The following is a 17,984-nucleotide window of genomic DNA, read 5'->3' as shown; positions in this document are numbered from 1 at the left end:
TTTAAAAGTACACTCCTTTTAGTCTTCCCAAAGTGACAAGTCCAACCTCTAAAGAGGATCAAGAAAAGGTAATTCCTACAAAAAAGGAAAAGACTGCCTTAAAAAAGAGTTTTTTATCCTCTACAATTGATGAAATGAAACTTGTTGTATGGCCTTCACGCCAACAACTTTTTAGCGAATCTGTTGCAGTGATTTTAATGGTCACTTTATCAGCAGTATCAATCGCTGCTGTAAGCCGTTTTTATGGATGGGCCTCTACTCAGATTTTTCGCTGAGTTGACTCACCTAAATTTTTAAACCACTCACAATTTTTTCCAGTGTCAGAGATTGAAACCACCCCAGCTAAAGATTCAAAAATAATTGATAGATCAGAAGCAATTGAGAATGATCAATCACTTTTTGCAAATCAAGCAATCAAGACAAATATTGCCCGTTGGTACGCTATTCAGGTTGCCTCAAGTTGCGAAAAGAAGGTAAAAGCGACGCTTGAGCAAAGAGCAATCACTCTTGGTGTTAGTGACAGAATCATAGAGATAGAAATCCCTCAAACACCAGCAGTTAAGCTAAAAAAAGATGGTAGCAGGCAAACCACAGAAGAAAAAGTTTTCCCTGGATATGTGCTGGTTCGTATGGTGTTAGATGAAGACACAATGATGGCTGTAAGAAGTACTCCGAATGTAATTAATTTTGTTGGTGCAGAGGACCGAAGAGCTACTGGTAAAGCACGCGGACACATAAAACCTCGCCCTCTCAGCCGGCAAGAAGTTAATAGAATTTTCAAACGAGCAGCTGAAAAGAAAACTGTTGTCAAGCTAGATGTAGAGGAAGGCGATCAGATTGTTGTAACTGCTGGTCCTTTCAAAGACTTCCAAGGAGAGGTTATTGAAGTTTCAGGAGAAAGAAACAAACTCAAGGCTCTTTTATCAATTTTCGGGAGAGAAACTCCAGTTGAACTCGAATTTTCTCAAATAACTAAACAAAATTGATTTTTAATTTCCTTTTGCTGTCTGGTCAGTCTAGGAGTTAAGTTTAATAGATAATTTAATCTGATTAACTTCAGGTTTTCCGCATTAGTTCAATTTTCAGCCGATGGCAAAGAAAGTAGTAGCCCTGATCAAGTTGGCCTTACAGGCTGGCAAAGCCAACCCTGCTCCTCCCGTTGGGCCTGCGCTTGGTCAACATGGCGTAAACATAATGGCGTTTTGCAAAGAATACAATTCGCGAACACAAGACAAAGCTGGCTTTGTAATTCCTGTAGAAATATCAGTTTTCGAAGATAGAAGTTTTACTTTCATAACAAAAACACCTCCTGCTTCTGTTTTGATAACTAAAGCAGCAGGAATTGCGAAAGGTTCAGGAGAGTCAGCCAAAGGATCTGCTGGCTCGATTAGTACTAGTCAACTTGAGGAAATTGCTAAAACAAAACTTCCTGATCTCAATTGCAGCAGCATCGAATCAGCGATGAAAGTTATTGAAGGAACTGCCAAAAATATGGGTGTTTCCATAAAGGACTAATTAAATCGTAAAATCACCAAACGTTCTCTTACAAGGGGGAGACTAAAAGTCGAATGCACCCCAATTTATTATGAAAAATTTTTCTAAAAGAATGACAACGTTACTTTCCAAAGTGGAAGAGCGTTCATATTCTCCAATTGAAGCTATAAAGCTAGTTAAGGAGAATGCCAATGCAAAATTCGATGAGACTATTGAAGCTCATATAAGACTCGGGATTGACCCAAAATATACTGATCAGCAACTCAGAACAACAGTTGCCTTGCCAAGTGGGACCGGTCAGAGAATACGAATCGCGGTTATTACACGCGGCGAGAAAGTGAATGAAGCAACTAAAGCAGGAGCTGATCTAGCTGGAGAGGAAGATTTAGTTGATTCAATCAACAAAGGAGAAATGAACTTTGACCTTCTAATTTCAACTCCAGATATGATGCCGAAGGTAGCCAAACTGGGGCGAGTGCTTGGTCCTAGAGGGCTTATGCCTAATCCAAAAGCAGGAACAGTTACGACCGATCTAGAAGGAGCTATTAAAGAATTTAAAGCAGGAAAACTTGAATTCAGAGCAGACAAAGCAGGAATTGTTCATGTTCGATTTGGAAAAGCAAGTTTTTCAGAAGATGCACTCCTTGAAAATCTGAAGACTCTGCAAGCAACAATAGAAAAAAATAAACCAAGCGGTGCAAAAGGTAAATTTTGGAGAAGCTTCTTTATCACATCTACAATGGGACCATCCATAGAAGTAGATATAAACGAATTACAAGACTTGCAGAAAGAAAAGTGACCCTTATTGTTGTAAATTAGCTAAGTGGCATAGCCACAAGGGCATGCGCCCAGCCAAAGACAGCAGGTCTGATGTCTATTAAATCTTCATTTAATAGAATCTTTAAACCCCGCCGAGGAATACGCAAGATTTATCTTTTTGGATTGAATCGTTAGCGGCCTCGATTCCCATAAGGGAATATGGCCGCATGTCCAGTTCTTCCCCCGATTCGATCCAATTATTATGGGCCGCACGCTGGAAAGCAAAAAGCAGATCGTCAAAAAAATAGAGGATCTATTAGACAACTCCGAAATGGCATTAGTTCTTGATTACAAGGGCTTATCCACAAAAGAAATGTCTGACTTGCGCTCAAGATTGCAACAAAGCGATGGTGTATGCAAGGTCACTAAAAATACCTTGATGCGTCAAGCCATAAAAGGAAGAGATTCTTGGACTGGTTTGGATTCATTGCTTACTGGTACCAACGCCTTTGTTTTAATCAAAGGGGATGTTGGTAGTGCTGTTAAAGCTGTACAAGCATTTCAAAAGGAAACTCAAAAGTCTGAGACAAAAGGAGGTCTTTTCGAAGGCAAACTCTTATCTCAAGATGAAATCAAAGCGATTGCAAAACTTCCTAGCAAGGAAGCACTTATGGGACAAATTGCTGGTGCATTGAATTCCATAACAAGCAAAATCGCTATTGGTATCAACGAGGTTCCTTCTGGGCTTGCAAGATCTCTTAAACAACATTCTGAGAGCGGCGAGAGCTGAGCCTCCTTTTTTAACAATTTGTTTTCTACTTACTTAGTTGCTGATTTAAACCATGTCTGCAAAAACCGATGAAATCTTAGATTCATTAAAAAGTCTCTCTTTACTTGAAGCCTCAGAGCTTGTTAAGCAAATAGAAGAAGCTTTTGGTGTATCTGCTGCCGCATCTGCCGGCGTTGTCATGGCCGCTCCAGGAGCTGCTGCTGGTGGCGATGGTGCTGATGCTGCTGAAGAAAAAACTGAATTTGAGGTTGTTTTAGAAAGCTTTGATGCTTCATCTAAAATCAAAGTCCTCAAAGAAGTTCGCAATGCCACAGGTTTAGGCCTTGGCGAAGCAAAAGCCTTAGTTGAAGCTGCTCCAAAAACAATAAAAGAAGGAGCAACAAAAGAAGATGCTGAGGCTTTAAAGAAAGCAATCGAGGCTGTTGGCGGAAAAGTAACTTTAAAATAAATATCGTTACTGGAAAAACACCTATTTTCTGCTTATATAAAACCGGTCTATTCAGACCGGTTTTTTTATGTCTAAAGAAGAAAAATTTGCAATTGCTGCAGCAACAGATGGTGCATGTAGTGGTAATCCTGGTCCAGGTGGCTGGGGAGCATTAATCAGATTCCAGGATGGAAGCGAGATTGAATTCGGTGGGAACTCGCCCGAGACAACAAATAATCGCATGGAATTACAGGCTGCATTATTTGTTCTAGAAAAATTAAAAAATATAAAATTCGACCCTTCGCTAACTATTAAAACTGATAGCAAATATTTAATTGATGGAATGGAAAAATGGATGCCAAATTGGAAAAAGAAAGGCTGGAAAACTGCATCTGGCAAACCAGTTCTCAATCAAGATTTATGGAAAGCTCTTGACCATCCTAAGTTACCAAAAATCAAACTTCAATATGTTAAAGGTCATAGCGGAGAAAAGGATAATGACAGAGTCGATGCAATTGCGGTAGCTTTTTCTAAAGGTAGAAAAATACAACTAAAAGATTTTGCCAACAACTAAAAAAAACGACTTATACAACATTCTCCTTGGTCAGCTTCTCTCTCAAGACGAGGGTATTGATGCAGAAATACTTACTAATTCAGCCCTTAATGCAATTAAATTCGCATCATTAAATAGAAACTTTCCATTAATTTCTAATATCCTTTTAAAAGCATCAAGTGATTTTCAAAGAAACAATTCAAGCTTAAATCAAATTGTTTTTGGCTCTCACTTTAAAAATCCTTTGGGACTTGCTGCTGGATTTGACAAGAATGGAGTAGGAGCAGGTCTTTGGAATTATTTTGGATTTGGTTTCGCCGAATTAGGAACTATTACTTGGCATGCCCAAGAAGGCAATCCAAAACCTAGACTTTTTAGAATTGCAAAAGAGAAAGCTGCGCTGAATCGAATGGGATTCAATAACGAAGGAGCCGAAAAATTTTTGAAAACAATAGAAAAACAGAAAATCCCTGCACCAGGTGATAGACCTTGTATCTTGGGAATAAATTTAGGAAAGTCAAAAATCACACCACTCGATGAAGCCCATAAAGACTATTCCCTATCTCTAAGACTATTGGCTCCTTTAGCAGACTATGCAGTAATTAATGTTAGTTCACCTAATACTCCAGGCCTTCGTTCATTACAAGGAACAAAACAAATAAAAAAATTAATAAGAACGCTTAAAGATTTATCCAATTGTCCTCCTTTGCTTGTCAAAATTGCCCCAGATCTTTCCAATGAAGCAATTGATAAAATTGCGAGAGTTGCAATGGAAAATGGCATCGATGGAATCATTGCAATCAATACCAGCTTAAATCGATTTGATTTAAAAAATCTAAAAATCAAAACTGGCAATACTCTAGAACAAGAAAATGGAGGATTAAGTGGTCTACCCTTACAAAAAAGAGGACTGGAAGTTATTAGGAGACTAAGAAGAAGTACTGATAATGATTTACCTCTAATTGGTGTGGGTGGAATTAATTCAGCAAGAGCGACATGGGAAAGAATTACAGCTGGTGCATCACTGGTTCAGATTTATACTGGATGGATATTTGAGGGACCAAATTTAGTTCCCGGGATACTAGATGGATTAATCCTGCAAATGGAAAAACATGGATTCCGAAATATTAAAGAGGCAATTGGTTCTGAAGAACCATGGAAGTAAAATACAAAAGGAATTAAATAAATTTTTATGATTATATTTTAAACTAAGAATAAGATTGTCTCAAATATAATGAAAATAAACTTTGAAAGTCATGGAGGTAATATTGAAAAAGAAGCAAGAAAATTAGGAGTGTCTACAGAAAATATAATCGATGCAAGTGCATCAATAGTTCCTTTTAAATTACCTAAAAAATTAAATAATTATCTTATTAATAGTATAAAAAATGGGTCTATAAGATCTTATCCCGATAGAAGTTATTTTGAAGTGAAAAATGCTATTTCAAAATGGCATAATATTGAGCCATCAATGATTTTACCTGGCAATGGAGCCTCTGAATTATTTACGTGGGCAGCAAGAGATGCAAGTTTAAATGGAATAAGTTCTTTACCCTCTCCTGGTTTTGGAGATTATCAAAGAGCTTTAAAATGCTGGAATGCTCCTTATGTTCACAACCCTTTACCCTTATCTTGGACAAATAACAATCCTCAATCATTTCCAATTGAACCAAAAGCAAATGTCTTGTGGATTACCAATCCACATAATCCAACTGGACAATTATGGAGTCGTTCTTCAATAGAAAATTTATTAGCAAATTACAAACTTGTAATTTGCGATGAAGCATTTATTTCTCTTGTCCCTGGAGGTGAAAAACAATCAATTATAGATTTAACAATTAGATATAAGAACCTAATAGTAATAAGAAGTTTAACTAAATTCCTTGGTATTGCTGGATTAAGGATTGGATATGCCGTAACAAACTCAGATAGATTATTAAAATGGAAAGAGATAAGAGATCCATGGCCTGTAAATACGCTAGCTATCAATGCAACTAAGATGATCATGAAAGATTCTAAAATGCATAAAAAAAGATTAAATAAGATCCACAGATGGGTAGAAAAAGAAGGGCAATGGCTATATCAAAGTTTGTCAGGTTTCTCTACCATTAAGCCTCTACCATCAACTACGAGCTTTCAATTAATAAAAAGTGAGAGCTCTATATTAAATCTTCTTGATAATTTAAAAAAAAGAGGAATTTTATTACGAGAATGTAGATCATTTATAAACTTAGATGAAAATTGGTTCAGAATCAGTCTTCTAAAAAGAGAACAAAATATTCAAATTATTAATACACTAAAAGATTACATTAACTAATAGAATTTATTATTTCGAATATCTTTTTTTCAGGATATGAATAATCATGATTATTCATATTTAATTTCATTTCACTAAGAGAATTAGAATCCAATAAATTCGATACAATATTCTTCAATATGTTTTTTTCCGGGTCATGTTGATTAACTATTATAGCCCCTCCAAATCTTGCCATATAAGCAGCATTAAGCTCTTGATGTTGATCGGTAGAGCTTGGAAAAGGTATTAAAATTGAAGGGGTCTTGGTTACCATTAATTCACAAATTGCACCAGCTCCTGACCTACTAATTGCAAGATCAGCATTTCGAAGCAAGGCAGGTATTTCATCACTGAAGTCTCTTACAACCAAATTAGGTTGACTTTTATCTTTATCTCGATTTCTATAAAAGCAATCGTTTTTACCAGTCAAGTGAACAACTCTACAACCCTTCCCAATCAAGAAAGGTAAAATCTTCCTTACCATCTCATTCATCTTTACTGCTCCTTGACTACCTCCCATTACCACAATCAATAAGCCCTCTCCCAGGGGGACCCAACTTGGCAGAGACTTATCTAATAAAAATTCTGACCTTACAGGTGTTCCTGTAAAACTTGTTCTACATTTTTGCAAATACTCAGATGCTGATGGGATCCCTAAAGCTACATGATCACAAAATCTACCCATCAGCCTAGTTACCTTACCAGGAATAGCATTGGATTCATGCAGTACAATAGGAATACCTGCGATTTTTGCGCCAATAATACATGGAGCAGATATGTAGCCACCTGTGGTAAAAATAACGCTAATTTCTTTTTGACGTAATAAGACAGATACTTGAATAGAAGCGAAGAGTAATTTACATAAATCAAACATTTTTCTAAAAATGTTTCCTTGTAATCCTCCAACTTTTAACTTGTTTAAATTGTATTTTTTTGGAACTAGTTCAACATCGAGCCTATTTGATACCCCTAACCACTCTATTTCCCAAAAATTTGAAAGTGAATCGGCGAAAGATAATGCAGGATAAATGTGCCCACCGGTTCCGCTTGCAGCAATTAAAAGGCGAGGCATAAATTAAATAACCTTACCTATTGAGGGTAAGTTATATTGAGTAAAAAAGGTAGGCGTGAGAAATTCACTGACAACCAAATTAATAGGTTTTTTATTCCTACATCCACTATTGATCAATTGTGCTTTAAGCCAAAATATAAATAATCAGTTATTAAGCAATAAATTAGAGGAAATCCTTAACGAGCGAAAGGATAATTTACTGAAAGACCTATTTTCAAAACAATCATACTATAAATTTAATAAACACTCTTTAGCTTTTAGAAACAAATACAAAGATTCAAAATGGTCAATCAAAATGATTAGAAATGATTCAACAAATTCACTTCTAGATGTAAAAATTAAATCTACTAGAACAATTGGAGATAAAATCTATAATCTATATACTAAACAAACTGTTGAAATTAAAACTTACAAAAATAAAATAGAAAATTATAAGGTTATCGATGAAGAATCAATTCTTAGTAGTAAGGAATCTCCACTAATTGTAAAAATAATTTCTCCAGATAAAGTTCTTACTGGCGAAAGATATGAAATAAATTTAATTATTGAAAAACCGTTAGATAATTCACTAACAGCTGGTGGAATGATTATACTTAAAAATAATCAGAAAATGAATCTATCGAATGATCTGTTTAGTATTATGCCTAATCAATCAGGTGGTCTATTTAAATATATTCAAGCACCATTAGAACCTGGTTCTCAAATTATTTCAGCAATAATTACTCATCCAGAAGGGATTTATTCCTTTACAAAAAAAATAAAAGTAGGTTCATAAAACCTACTTTTATCAATTAGCAAATTAAATTTAAATTATTTAGCATCATCTAGAGCAGCAACTCCAGGAAGCACTTTCCCTTCCAAAAGTTCAAGGCTTGCGCCACCCCCAGTTGAGATATGAGACATGTTTTTCGCTAAACCTGCCTTCTCAACTGCTGCCACTGAATCTCCACCTCCAATAATTGTGCAACATCCTTGAGCACTTAATTCAGCCAAAGTATTTGCGATTGCATTTGTTCCTTTTGCAAATTTCTCAAATTCAAAGACACCCATCGGTCCATTCCAAATAACCGTTTTGCAATCTTTCAAAGCATTCTGAAAAAGTTCAACTGATTCTGAACCAATATCCAATCCCATCCAACCTTCACTAATAGCATCTACTTTTGAAAGTTTACTATTTGCATCAGGAGAAAAATTATCAGCCAACACAACATCACTTGGCAAAAGAAACTCAACACCTTTATCTTTTGCTTTCTTCTCCAAAGCACTAGCTAATTCAAGCTTATCTTCTTCTACAAGACTATTACCAACCGATAATCCTCTAGCCTTATAAAAAGTAAATATCATCCCTCCACCAACGATTATCTTGTCGCATTTATCAATTAAAGATTCTAAGACACCTATCTTACTACTAACTTTTGAACCTCCAACTATTGCTGCTAAGGGACTTTTAGGTTGATCGATAGCTCCTTGAAGGTACTTCAGTTCTTTTTCCATTAAATAGCCAGCCACGCAAGGATTTAAGAACTTTGTAACTCCTTCAGTTGAAGCATGTGCACGATGGGCAGCTCCAAAAGCATCATTTACATAGACTTCTGCCAAAGAAGCTAATTCTTTTGCAAATTCAGTATCGTTTTTTTCTTCACCAGAAATAAATCGAACATTTTCCAAAAGGACAACATCACCGTTAGACATAGCATCAACTTTTGACTTAGCTTCTACTCCTATACAACTGTCAGTTTTAATAACTGTTTTTCCAAGCAATTCACTAAGTCTTTGAGCAACAGCAGTCAAACGCATTGTTTCATTAACCTCTCCCTTTGGTCTCCCAAAATGAGCGGAAAGAATTACTCTTGCACTCTTCTCTAAGAGGTCATTAATAGTTGGTAAAGCAGCACGAATTCTTGTGTCGTCAGTTATTTGCCCCTCATCTCCTAATGGGACATTAAAATCAACTCTCACTAAAACACGTTTGCCGCATAAGTCTTCAGCGCCGAGACTTGACAGGGAACGCTTAGACATAATGTATGGGATTCAGAAAGTAAACTGAGTGACCATAGCTCTTTAAAGGCACCAATTGGGTAATTACTAAGACATAGAAAAAATCTGCATAACCCCTTGAAAACCGAAAAACGGGTTTCCAAATATTAAAAATCCATACTGAAAAAAATTAATCACTCTTCAAACTACCTGCTGTTACTGATAAAATAAACTTGCAATGTAAAGCTAGATATCTATTTTGTTTTAATCTGGCAAAATGAGAAAGTTTTTTCTATTGGCAGGTTATTAAATATTGTAATTCTATCAATTTAGATTGATCAATAAAATTTAAGTCTCTTCAGGATATTATGAATCATTCCATTATTATTATCAACTTATTTAATCTTTTCAGATGATAAGTTGAACTTAGGATTTTGAAAACTACACTTCCAAAATAAATCATAAATCAACTTTTACAATTTTTAGATTAATCAATTTCAACCAAATTATTTTTTAAATTCCGTGAACAAGCAAATCATACAATGGTATCCAGGGCATATTGCTAAAGCAGAAAAACAATTAAAAGCGCATCTAAATAAAGTTGATCTAGTTTTCGAAGTGCGAGACGCAAGAATACCACTTGCCACTTCTCACCCATATCTCCAAAAATGGTTAAAAGGAAAGAAGCAAATATTAATTCTTAATAGAAAAGACATGATCAATGTTGATGCCTATCATGCATGGGATAAAAAACTAAGATCAGAGGGCAAAGTCCCATGGTGGTGTGATGCAAAAGCTGGTACAGGCGTTCTCCAAATAAAACAGGCCGCTATTCGTGCTGGGCAAGAGTTAAATCAAAGGCGTCTTGACCGAGGGATGAAAAACCGTGCAATTAGAGTTCTAACTCTTGGTTTCCCAAATGTAGGAAAATCTGCTCTCATTAACAGACTAGTTAAAAAAAAAGTTGTATCTAGCTCAAGAAAACCTGGGGTCACCAGAAGTTTGCGATGGGTAAGATTGGGACAAGATCTAGATCTATTGGATGCTCCTGGAGTTCTTCCGCCTAGATTCGAAGATCAAAATGCCGCATTAAAACTGGCTATTTGTGATGATATTGGTCAGGCCGCATACGATACTGAACAGGTCGCCATTAGCCTTATGAAACTTCTTGAGAGATTAGAAAACATTCAAGAAGCGGGAATCAAGTCAAGGTGTCTTCAAAACAGATATGGAATACTTGTCAATGAAACAATTAAAGACGAATATTCATGGCTACTTTCAGCAGCAGAACGTCACACTTCCGGAGATACTCTAAGAATGTCTCAAAGATTACTTGATGATTTTCGCAAAAATTTATTGGGGAATATCTCTCTTGAACTCCCCTAATGGATAAAGAAATCAAGCATGAATTTGGGCAGGGCCCAGGTGAATTATTTGAAGGTGAATATAAGAAACCTTTGCCTATGAGGCTTGATAGATGGCTAGTAAGTCAACGGGCCGAACAAAGTAGAGCTCATATTCAGAAATTCATTGAAGCGGGGTTCGCAAGAGTTAATGGTAAGACTGGAAAAGCAAAAACTCCCATTAGGCCAGGTGACATAATTCAACTTTGGGTTCCACCACCCGAGCCTCTTCCTTATTTAAAGCCAGAAGAAATTGATTTAGATATTTTGTATGAAGATGATCATCTAATAGTCATTAATAAAACAGCAGGAATAGCAGTTCATCCTGCACCAGGAAATAAATCAGGAACTTTAGTCAATGGATTAATCCATCATTGCCCAAACTTACCTGGCATTGGAGGTAAATTAAGACCTGGAATAGTTCATCGTTTAGATAAAGACACAACTGGATGCATTGTCGTAGCAAAGACGCAAGAAGCCTTAGTTAAGCTGCAAATTCAAATACAAAAAAGAGTAGCCTCAAGAAATTATATTGCTGTTGTTCATGGAGCTATTAAAGATAATGAAGGCATGATTGTCGGCTGTATTGGCCGACATCCAAAAGATAGAAAAAAATATGCTGTTGTTGATGAGGAATCTGGTAGATATGCTTGTACACATTGGAAATTAATTAAAAATATAGGAAATTTTTCTCTTCTTAAATTCAAACTGGATACAGGTAGAACACATCAAATTCGTGTTCATAGTGCACACATTGGTCATCCTATTATTGGAGACAAAACTTATAGTAGATGTAAAAAATTACCCATTAAACTTGGTGGCCAAGCATTACATGCAATTGAATTGGGTTTAATACACCCAATGACATTAGAGAAAATGAAATTCACAGCTCCATTGCCTAAAGATTTTGAAAGACTTATAAAAGTATTACAACCTAAACATAATACTACTTTGGAATTCTAGGACAGGCTTCTACCATTTTTTTTGTTAGATATTTTTGAGGATAATTTAACAAATTGTTACCAAAATTCTCTTCAATAATTTGTCCCTTATCCAACACTAATACTCTGTGACAAAAGCCTGCCGCAACTGATAAATCATGAGTTATGAATAACATAGATAGTTTTAGATTTTCTTGCAAAGAGCGTAGTAACTCCAAAACTTCTGCTTGAATTTCTGCATCTAACATACTCACACTTTCATCACAAATAAGTATTTTAGGATTAAGTGCAAGTGCTCTTGCAATAGCTACTCTTTGCTGTTGTCCGCCTGAAAGTTGAAAAGGTAAACGTTGTTCATACATTACTGTAGGCATTAAACCAACAAGTTCTAAAAGATCACGAGCTTTTTCTCTGGCTTGAGATGGACTTAACAATTTATGGATAAGAATTGGATCCATAATTGCATCCATTACTGTCATCTTAGGATTCAAAGAAGCAGAAGGATCTTGAAAAATAATTTGAATATATTTACGTAATTGTTTTAAAGATTTCCTATTGATTGTTGAAATCTTCTTACCAAGGAAAAAAACACTTCCACCTCTTATAGGCAATAAACCGGTCAAAGCTCTACATAGAGTACTCTTACCACAACCCGATGGGCCTACGATACCAAGAGTTTCTCCTTCATACAGAGAAAAGGTAACTTCATTAACCGCTTTCAACCAAAAAGAATTGAAGGGCCAAAAGCCTGAATTATGCCAGCACCTTAATCTATTGACTCTCAATAATGAACTTCTTTTAGTCAATATTTCTCTCTCAGATCCCTCTAAAATTCTTCCTGAATTAACTAATCTCTGAGCAATATCAGTTTTTGGATTACCAACTATCTCTTTAATATTTCCAGATTCTACTATTTGCCCATAATCAAGTATTGCGATTTTATTACACCATTTATATGCCATCGCTAAATCATGAGTTATCAATAGCAAAGCAGACCCAATTTCATCACAAAGTAAACTCAATTCACTCATGATTTGATCAGCAATTATTGTATCCAAACTAGTCGTAGGTTCATCAGCAATTATCAAAGGAGGTCTTAAACAAATTGCCAAAGCAATTGCAATACGTTGTCGCATTCCTCCACTAAATTCATGTGGAAAAGAGTTAAATCTTATAGGATCTATTCCAACTTTTTCTAATAAGCTTTTAGCTTTTTTTACTAAGTTATAAATTGGTTCAGAGTTATCATGAGCGCTAAAAGTATCCACCAAATGATCACCAACAGTCATTAAAGGATTTAAACGTGACATTGGATCCTGAAATATCAATCCAACCTCTTGCCCCCGAATAGTTTGCAAAGAATCCTCTTCTAGTTTTAATACATTTTTTCCATTTAAAAAAATCTCACCATCACAAACACATCCATTCGGAAGAAGCTGAATTATAGCCCTAGCAACAGTACTTTTTCCACAGCCAGAACTACCAACTAATGCAAGACTCTCGCCACGTTTCATCTTCAGATCTAATCCGTTTAATACGTAAGTAGTATTATTTGGATAAATAGCATTAAGTTTATTTATCTTTAAAACTTCTTTTGAGCAATTTTTCATAAAAAGGTAGCAGGAAATGTTGAGTTTGAATAAAATAAATTAAGCGTCGGTGCTTATGCCAAAAGTCACCTCTGCACAAAATTCAAACCAGACAAATTCGGTCTGTGATGAATTTTTTGATGGCCAGCCACAACTTAGAACTCATCAGATTAAAGAAATTGATGATTATGAAATTATTTTGCCAGAATGGTTAAAAAATTGCATTAAAAATATACCACCGGGAATAGGCGCAAGTTGCCCAAGAGATTCTGAAGCGCTTTTAGTTGCTGCTTTTGATCTTGCATATCAATTACACAAAGGACAATTCAGAAAAAGTGGTGAGCCCTACATAACCCATCCAGTTGCAGTAGCTGACTTATTAAGAGAAATTGGTGCAAGTGCTAGCGTAATAGCAGCAGGTTTTTTGCATGACGTCGTCGAAGATACAGACATCACACCAGAACAACTCGAGGGTTATTTTGGTAGTGAAGTTAGATATTTAGTTGAAGGTGTGACTAAATTAGGCGGAATCCATTTTAACAATCGGACAGAAGCTCAAGCCGAAAACCTACGTAAAATGTTTCTAGCGATGGCTAGCGATATTCGAGTTGTACTAGTCAAGCTTGCAGATAGACTTCACAATATGCGTACTATTAGTTACCTAGCAGAAGAAAAGCAAACTCGAATAGCTAAAGAAACAAGAGAGATTTATGCTCCACTTGCGAACCGCCTAGGGATAGGACGTTTAAAATGGGAATTAGAAGACTTAGCATTTAAACTTTTAGAACCGGATCCCTTCCGCGAAATTCAACAACAGATAGCTAGTAAGCGTAGTGAAAGAGAGGAGAGATTGAATACAACTGTTCAATTACTGAAAGATCGTTTGAACTCCGCAGGACTTCATCAATGTGAAGTAAGTGGTAGACCAAAGCATTTATATGGAATTTGGAGCAAAATGCAAAGACAACAAAAAGAGTTTCATGAAATTTTTGATGTAGCTGCTCTAAGAATTATTGTCTCAGACGTCGAGACATGTTATCGAGCCCTTGCCGTTGTACATGATACATTCAGACCAATACCTGGACGCTTCAAGGATTACATAGGCCTTCCAAAACCAAATGGCTATCAATCCCTTCATACAGCTGTAATTGGCAGGCACAGACCTATCGAAGTACAAATTAGAACTCCAGAAATGCATAGAGTTTCAGAATTTGGAATTGCAGCTCACTGGAAATATAAGGAAGGAGGGTCTCCAGCAAATCCTGATTCAGAAAAATTTAATTGGTTGCGTCAATTAGTTGAATGGCAACAAGAAGATGGTGTTAATGATCATAATGACTACTTAGCATCAATTAAAGAAGATTTATTTGACGAGGAAGTATTTGTTTTCACTCCAAAAGGAGATGTCTTGGGATTAAGGAATGGTTCAACAGCAATCGATTTCGCTTATCGCATTCACTCTGAAGTAGGAAATCATTGCAATGGGGCTAGAATTAATGACCGTCTATGTGTGCTGTCAACACCTCTTGAAAATGGAGATTTTGTAGAAATTCTCACTCATAAGAGTTCTCATCCAAGCTTAGATTGGTTAAATTATGTTGCGACACCCACAGCTAGGAATCGCATTAGACAATGGTATAAAAAAAGTCATCGTCAAGAAACAATATCAAGAGGGAAGGAATTATTAGAACAAGAATTTGGTCGTAAAGGAATTGATAATTTACTTAAAGGCAATGCGATAACAAAAGTTGCGGAAAGATGTAATCTAAAGTCTGCGGATGATTTATTAGCTGCACTTGGGTTTGGGGCCTTAACCTTACATCAAGTAATGAATAGATTCAGAGAAGAAATAAAAATACTAAACCAAGTACCTGAGACCGAATTAAGTGATATCGAGCTAGCAAACCAAATTGGAGCACAAGCAAATTTAGCTTCAAATAAATCTAAATTATCTCAAACAAAATGTTCACCCATAGTTGGACTAGAGGGACTTGACTATCGACTAGGGGGGTGTTGTAGTCCTCTACCAGGAGAAGCAATACTTGGAACAATTGCGCTTGGCAATCACGGTATCACCATACATCGAACTAATTGTGTCAATCTAGAATCAATACCTAATAGCAGAAGACTATCAGTCCAGTGGAATGCAAATGCACGTATCAAAGAAGAAAAGTTTCCTATTCAATTAAGGATTGAAGTTATTGACCGAGTAGGTGTACTTAAAGACATATTAATGAGACTTTCTGATAGAGGTATTAATGTAATCGATGCAAGAGTTCAAACTTCACATGGAAAGCCTGCATGCATAGACCTGAAAGTTGAGCTGGAAAGTGTTAATCAATTAGAAATCACTATTAATCAAATTCGTTCAATGGTTGATGTTTTAGATATTGCTCGAACATGATTTAATTAACTTTTTAAATCAAAGACTTTAATAAAGTGATATCTAATATATTAAAATTTACATTTTATGAGAAAGTTTTTTGAGCAAGAAATATAGACCAAGTCCTCCAACGATTCCAGTAAAAAGGCCCATACATATCGAGCCCATTATCAGCCGAGAACTCAAGTACCAACCTTGAGACCACAACTCATTTGTAGTTATATGGCTAAAATCTACTATATTTTTATTTTTATTTAGTATTAAAGAGCCTAGTCTATAATTGAAAAAATAAAGAGGAACATAAGTCAATGGGTTGCTAATCCAGGTCCCAACAGCAGCCAAAATACTATTTCCCTTGAAAATTTTTGCTAAAAACACACCCATCAAGGTTTGCAAACCAAAGAATGGGAAACAACCACTAAATATCCCTACGCCCAACCCTAATGCTCTCTGAGAGGGAGAACCTTCCTGATTCCAGAGCCAAGAGATAAATTTACGAATTCTTTGTATTAGATTTAGAAAGATTTTTTTCATTTTTAAAAAATCTTGGTCCAAAAAAGAAAACTAAATTTGATCTTAGTGAAGATTGCGTGATTATTGATTAATGAATTCGTTTTCCCCTACTGAAGATACTATTGCTGCAATTGCAACTGCCGTTTCTCCCGGTCAAGGAAGTATAGCTGTCATTAGGATCTCTGGCGCATCAGCTATCGAGATAACTAAAACGATTGTTCATATTCCTGGAAAGCACGATTGGAGCAGTCACAAAGTGCTTTATGGACATGTAACCGAAGCAAATCAAACAATATATATAGATGAAGTATTAATTTTAATAATGAAAGGACCGCGAAGCTTCACAGGTGAAGATGTCGTAGAAATTCAATGCCATGGTGGAATCATTGCAGTCCAGAAGATCCTAGAAAGAATACTTACCATCCCAAAAGTTCGAAGAGCAGAACCAGGTGAGTTTAGTCAACGAGCAGTGCTTAATGGACGTCTTAGTCTTACTCAAGCTGAAGCAATTAGTGAGTTGGTGTCAGCAAGGAGTCGAAAAGCAGCAGAACTAGCGATTAATGGAATTGAAGGAAATATTCAAACTACGATTCAATTCATCAGGAAACGATTGATTGAGCAACTAACAGAAATTGAAGCAAGAATAGACTTTGAAGAAGATCTTCCAATTTTAGATGAAAAACATGTAAAGAATGAGATTATCGCAATCAAAAAAGATCTTAACGAACTAATTGATAATGCTAAAAGAGGATCTTGGGTTCATTCTGGCTTAACAGTTGCACTAACTGGAAAGCCTAATGTAGGAAAAAGCTCCTTACTTAACAGGCTTTGTAAACAAGAAAAAGCTATTGTAACTGACCTACCTGGAACTACTAGAGATCTATTGGAAAGTGAGATTATCTTAGAGGGAATACCAGTAACTTTGATTGATACAGCAGGTCTAAGAGAGACTAAAAATATTATAGAAAAAATTGGTATTTCAAGAACTAAAAAAACTTTAATTCAAGCTGATCTCATCATATTAATCTTTGATTATTCAAAAGGTTGGACTAGCGATGATGAATCGATACTAAAACAATTACCTATCAATATTCCATGCTTGATTGTTGGAAATAAATCTGACTTAAAGAATAATCAAAATTTTGAAAGAGTTCCAAAACATATATTAGAAAAAGAAAATCTAGTGATTATGAGTGCAAAAACCGGTATTGGAGAAGATACCCTAATTAATGACCTACTAAAAACATCTGGTGCATCTCAAACCCATGGATTGCTTATTGCTCTAAATGACAGACAACTTGATCTAGCAAAATCCACAATGAAATCTCTGGAAAACATTAATAAAGTTTTTGATGAAAAGCTTCCATGGGATTTCTGGACAATCGATTTAAGACAAGCGATTAATTATTTAGGCGAACTAACAGGAGAAGACTTAACAGAAAGCTTACTTGATAACATATTTTCAAAATTCTGTATTGGCAAGTAATAAAGCAATTTTTATATACTAGTGGTTGTCGATTGTAAAAATATAATATAAGTAATAGCAAACCCCTCCAATTAATAGCGCCACCATAATATTAACACTATGAACAATGTCCACTAGATCGAAACAATCGAAAGTAATTTAATTAAAGCATATAGTGCACATATCACAAAGAAAAAATATTAAAAATTTCTATTTTTTTTTTAATTTTTAAGATAAAGATAAGTAGATGAAATTTAAAAATAGAAAAAGATATTTTTTATAATGGTTTTAAGATTGGTATAGTAATAAATGTATTTGTTGT

General features: G+C 35.5%; 18 protein-coding genes. 14 read left to right on the top strand and 4 right to left on the bottom strand.

Translation table 11 applies throughout. The features are described from left to right. Nucleotides 1–32 precede the first annotated feature (32 nt). The 9 genes from secE (at nucleotide 33) to EW15_RS01285 (ending at nucleotide 6,340) form a co-directional block, all read left to right on the top strand. Nucleotides 33–275 carry a preprotein translocase subunit SecE gene (secE, locus tag EW15_RS01325; protein ID WP_011294206.1) on the top strand — a complete coding sequence of 81 codons (243 nt, stop codon included), beginning with the start codon at nucleotides 33–35 and terminating at the stop codon, nucleotides 273–275. Nucleotides 276–377: 102 nt separating this feature from the next. Beyond that, entirely contained in the window at nucleotides 378–986 is a 609-nt protein-coding gene (gene nusG, locus EW15_RS01320; RefSeq protein WP_225866610.1) for a transcription termination/antitermination protein NusG, read from the top strand. A gap of 103 nt (nucleotides 987–1,089) precedes the next feature. Next, on the top strand, nucleotides 1,090–1,515 hold the full coding sequence (gene rplK, locus EW15_RS01315; RefSeq protein ID WP_038651005.1) for a 50S ribosomal protein L11: 426 nt from the start codon (nucleotides 1,090–1,092) through the stop codon (nucleotides 1,513–1,515). Nucleotides 1,516–1,585: 70 nt separating this feature from the next. Further along, on the top strand, nucleotides 1,586–2,293 hold the full coding sequence (gene rplA, locus EW15_RS01310; RefSeq protein ID WP_038651002.1) for a 50S ribosomal protein L1: 708 nt from the start codon (nucleotides 1,586–1,588) through the stop codon (nucleotides 2,291–2,293). 222 nt (nucleotides 2,294–2,515) lie between these two features. Next, on the top strand, nucleotides 2,516–3,043 hold the full coding sequence (gene rplJ, locus EW15_RS01305; RefSeq protein ID WP_038650999.1) for a 50S ribosomal protein L10: 528 nt from the start codon (nucleotides 2,516–2,518) through the stop codon (nucleotides 3,041–3,043). Nucleotides 3,044–3,095: 52 nt separating this feature from the next. Beyond that, nucleotides 3,096–3,491 (top strand): 50S ribosomal protein L7/L12, encoded by a 396-nt coding sequence (gene rplL, locus EW15_RS01300; RefSeq protein WP_011823058.1) that lies wholly within the window; start codon nucleotides 3,096–3,098, stop codon nucleotides 3,489–3,491. A 67-nt stretch (nucleotides 3,492–3,558) separates the two neighbouring features. Then, a complete protein-coding gene (gene rnhA / locus EW15_RS01295; RefSeq protein WP_038650996.1) occupies nucleotides 3,559–4,044 on the top strand; it encodes a ribonuclease HI in 486 nt (161 codons plus the stop codon). Then, a complete protein-coding gene (locus tag EW15_RS01290) occupies nucleotides 4,031–5,188 on the top strand; it encodes a quinone-dependent dihydroorotate dehydrogenase (RefSeq protein ID WP_038650993.1) in 1,158 nt (385 codons plus the stop codon). The genes rnhA and EW15_RS01290 overlap by 14 nt, the downstream gene beginning before the upstream one ends. A 69-nt stretch (nucleotides 5,189–5,257) precedes the next feature. Beyond that, complete coding sequence (locus tag EW15_RS01285) at nucleotides 5,258–6,340, top strand: histidinol-phosphate transaminase (RefSeq protein ID WP_038650990.1); 1,083 nt, start codon at nucleotides 5,258–5,260, stop codon at nucleotides 6,338–6,340. Here the strand turns inward: EW15_RS01285 and EW15_RS01280 are convergent. Continuing rightward, on the bottom strand, nucleotides 6,333–7,391 hold the full coding sequence (locus EW15_RS01280) for a glycosyltransferase (protein ID WP_038650987.1): 1,059 nt from the start codon (nucleotides 7,389–7,391) through the stop codon (nucleotides 6,333–6,335). The genes EW15_RS01285 and EW15_RS01280 overlap by 8 nt on opposite strands. A gap of 295 nt (nucleotides 7,392–7,686) precedes the next feature. On the opposite strand from EW15_RS01280, the gene EW15_RS01275 reads away from it, so the two are divergent. Beyond that, on the top strand, nucleotides 7,687–8,166 hold the full coding sequence (locus tag EW15_RS01275) for a hypothetical protein (RefSeq protein ID WP_225866580.1): 480 nt from the start codon (nucleotides 7,687–7,689) through the stop codon (nucleotides 8,164–8,166). A 35-nt stretch (nucleotides 8,167–8,201) separates the two neighbouring features. Here the strand turns inward: EW15_RS01275 and pgk are convergent, their stop codons facing one another. After that, on the bottom strand, nucleotides 8,202–9,410 hold the full coding sequence (gene pgk / locus EW15_RS01270) for a phosphoglycerate kinase (protein WP_038650981.1): 1,209 nt from the start codon (nucleotides 9,408–9,410) through the stop codon (nucleotides 8,202–8,204). 480 nt (nucleotides 9,411–9,890) lie between these two features. Between pgk and ylqF the strand changes: the two genes are divergently transcribed. Together ylqF and EW15_RS01260 are read left to right on the top strand one after the other, a co-directional pair. After that, entirely contained in the window at nucleotides 9,891–10,754 is an 864-nt protein-coding gene (gene ylqF, locus EW15_RS01265) for a ribosome biogenesis GTPase YlqF (protein ID WP_038650978.1), read from the top strand. After that, nucleotides 10,754–11,734: an RluA family pseudouridine synthase gene (locus EW15_RS01260; protein ID WP_038650975.1), complete on the top strand. Its 981-nt coding sequence runs from the start codon at nucleotides 10,754–10,756 to the stop codon at nucleotides 11,732–11,734. Before ylqF ends, EW15_RS01260 begins: the two co-directional genes overlap by 1 nt. On the opposite strand, the gene EW15_RS01255 is transcribed toward EW15_RS01260, so the two are convergent. Beyond that, nucleotides 11,718–13,322: an ABC transporter ATP-binding protein gene (locus tag EW15_RS01255; protein ID WP_038650973.1), complete on the bottom strand. Its 1,605-nt coding sequence runs from the start codon at nucleotides 13,320–13,322 to the stop codon at nucleotides 11,718–11,720. The genes EW15_RS01260 and EW15_RS01255 overlap by 17 nt on opposite strands. 55 nt (nucleotides 13,323–13,377) lie before the next feature. On the opposite strand from EW15_RS01255, the gene EW15_RS01250 reads away from it, so the two are divergent. Further along, nucleotides 13,378–15,705, top strand: coding sequence for a bifunctional (p)ppGpp synthetase/guanosine-3',5'-bis(diphosphate) 3'-pyrophosphohydrolase (locus tag EW15_RS01250; protein WP_038650970.1), 2,328 nt, complete (start codon nucleotides 13,378–13,380; stop codon nucleotides 15,703–15,705). Between the two features lie 57 nt (nucleotides 15,706–15,762). Here EW15_RS01250 and EW15_RS01245 read toward each other — a convergent pair whose 3' ends face one another. Continuing rightward, a complete protein-coding gene (locus EW15_RS01245; protein ID WP_038654967.1) occupies nucleotides 15,763–16,218 on the bottom strand; it encodes a DUF2062 domain-containing protein in 456 nt (151 codons plus the stop codon). A 70-nt stretch (nucleotides 16,219–16,288) separates the two neighbouring features. Between EW15_RS01245 and mnmE the strand changes: the two genes are divergently transcribed. Beyond that, the gene (gene mnmE / locus EW15_RS01240) at nucleotides 16,289–17,683 is read left to right on the top strand and encodes a tRNA uridine-5-carboxymethylaminomethyl(34) synthesis GTPase MnmE (protein WP_038650967.1); all 1,395 of its coding nucleotides are present in this window, start codon (nucleotides 16,289–16,291) and stop codon (nucleotides 17,681–17,683) included. Nucleotides 17,684–17,984: the final 301 nt, after the last annotated feature.

It is taken from the genome of Prochlorococcus sp. MIT 0801, assembly GCF_000757865.1.
Taxonomy (GTDB): Bacteria; Cyanobacteriota; Cyanobacteriia; order PCC-6307; family Cyanobiaceae; genus Prochlorococcus_B.
This window is presented reverse-complemented; position numbering and strand designations above follow the sequence as displayed.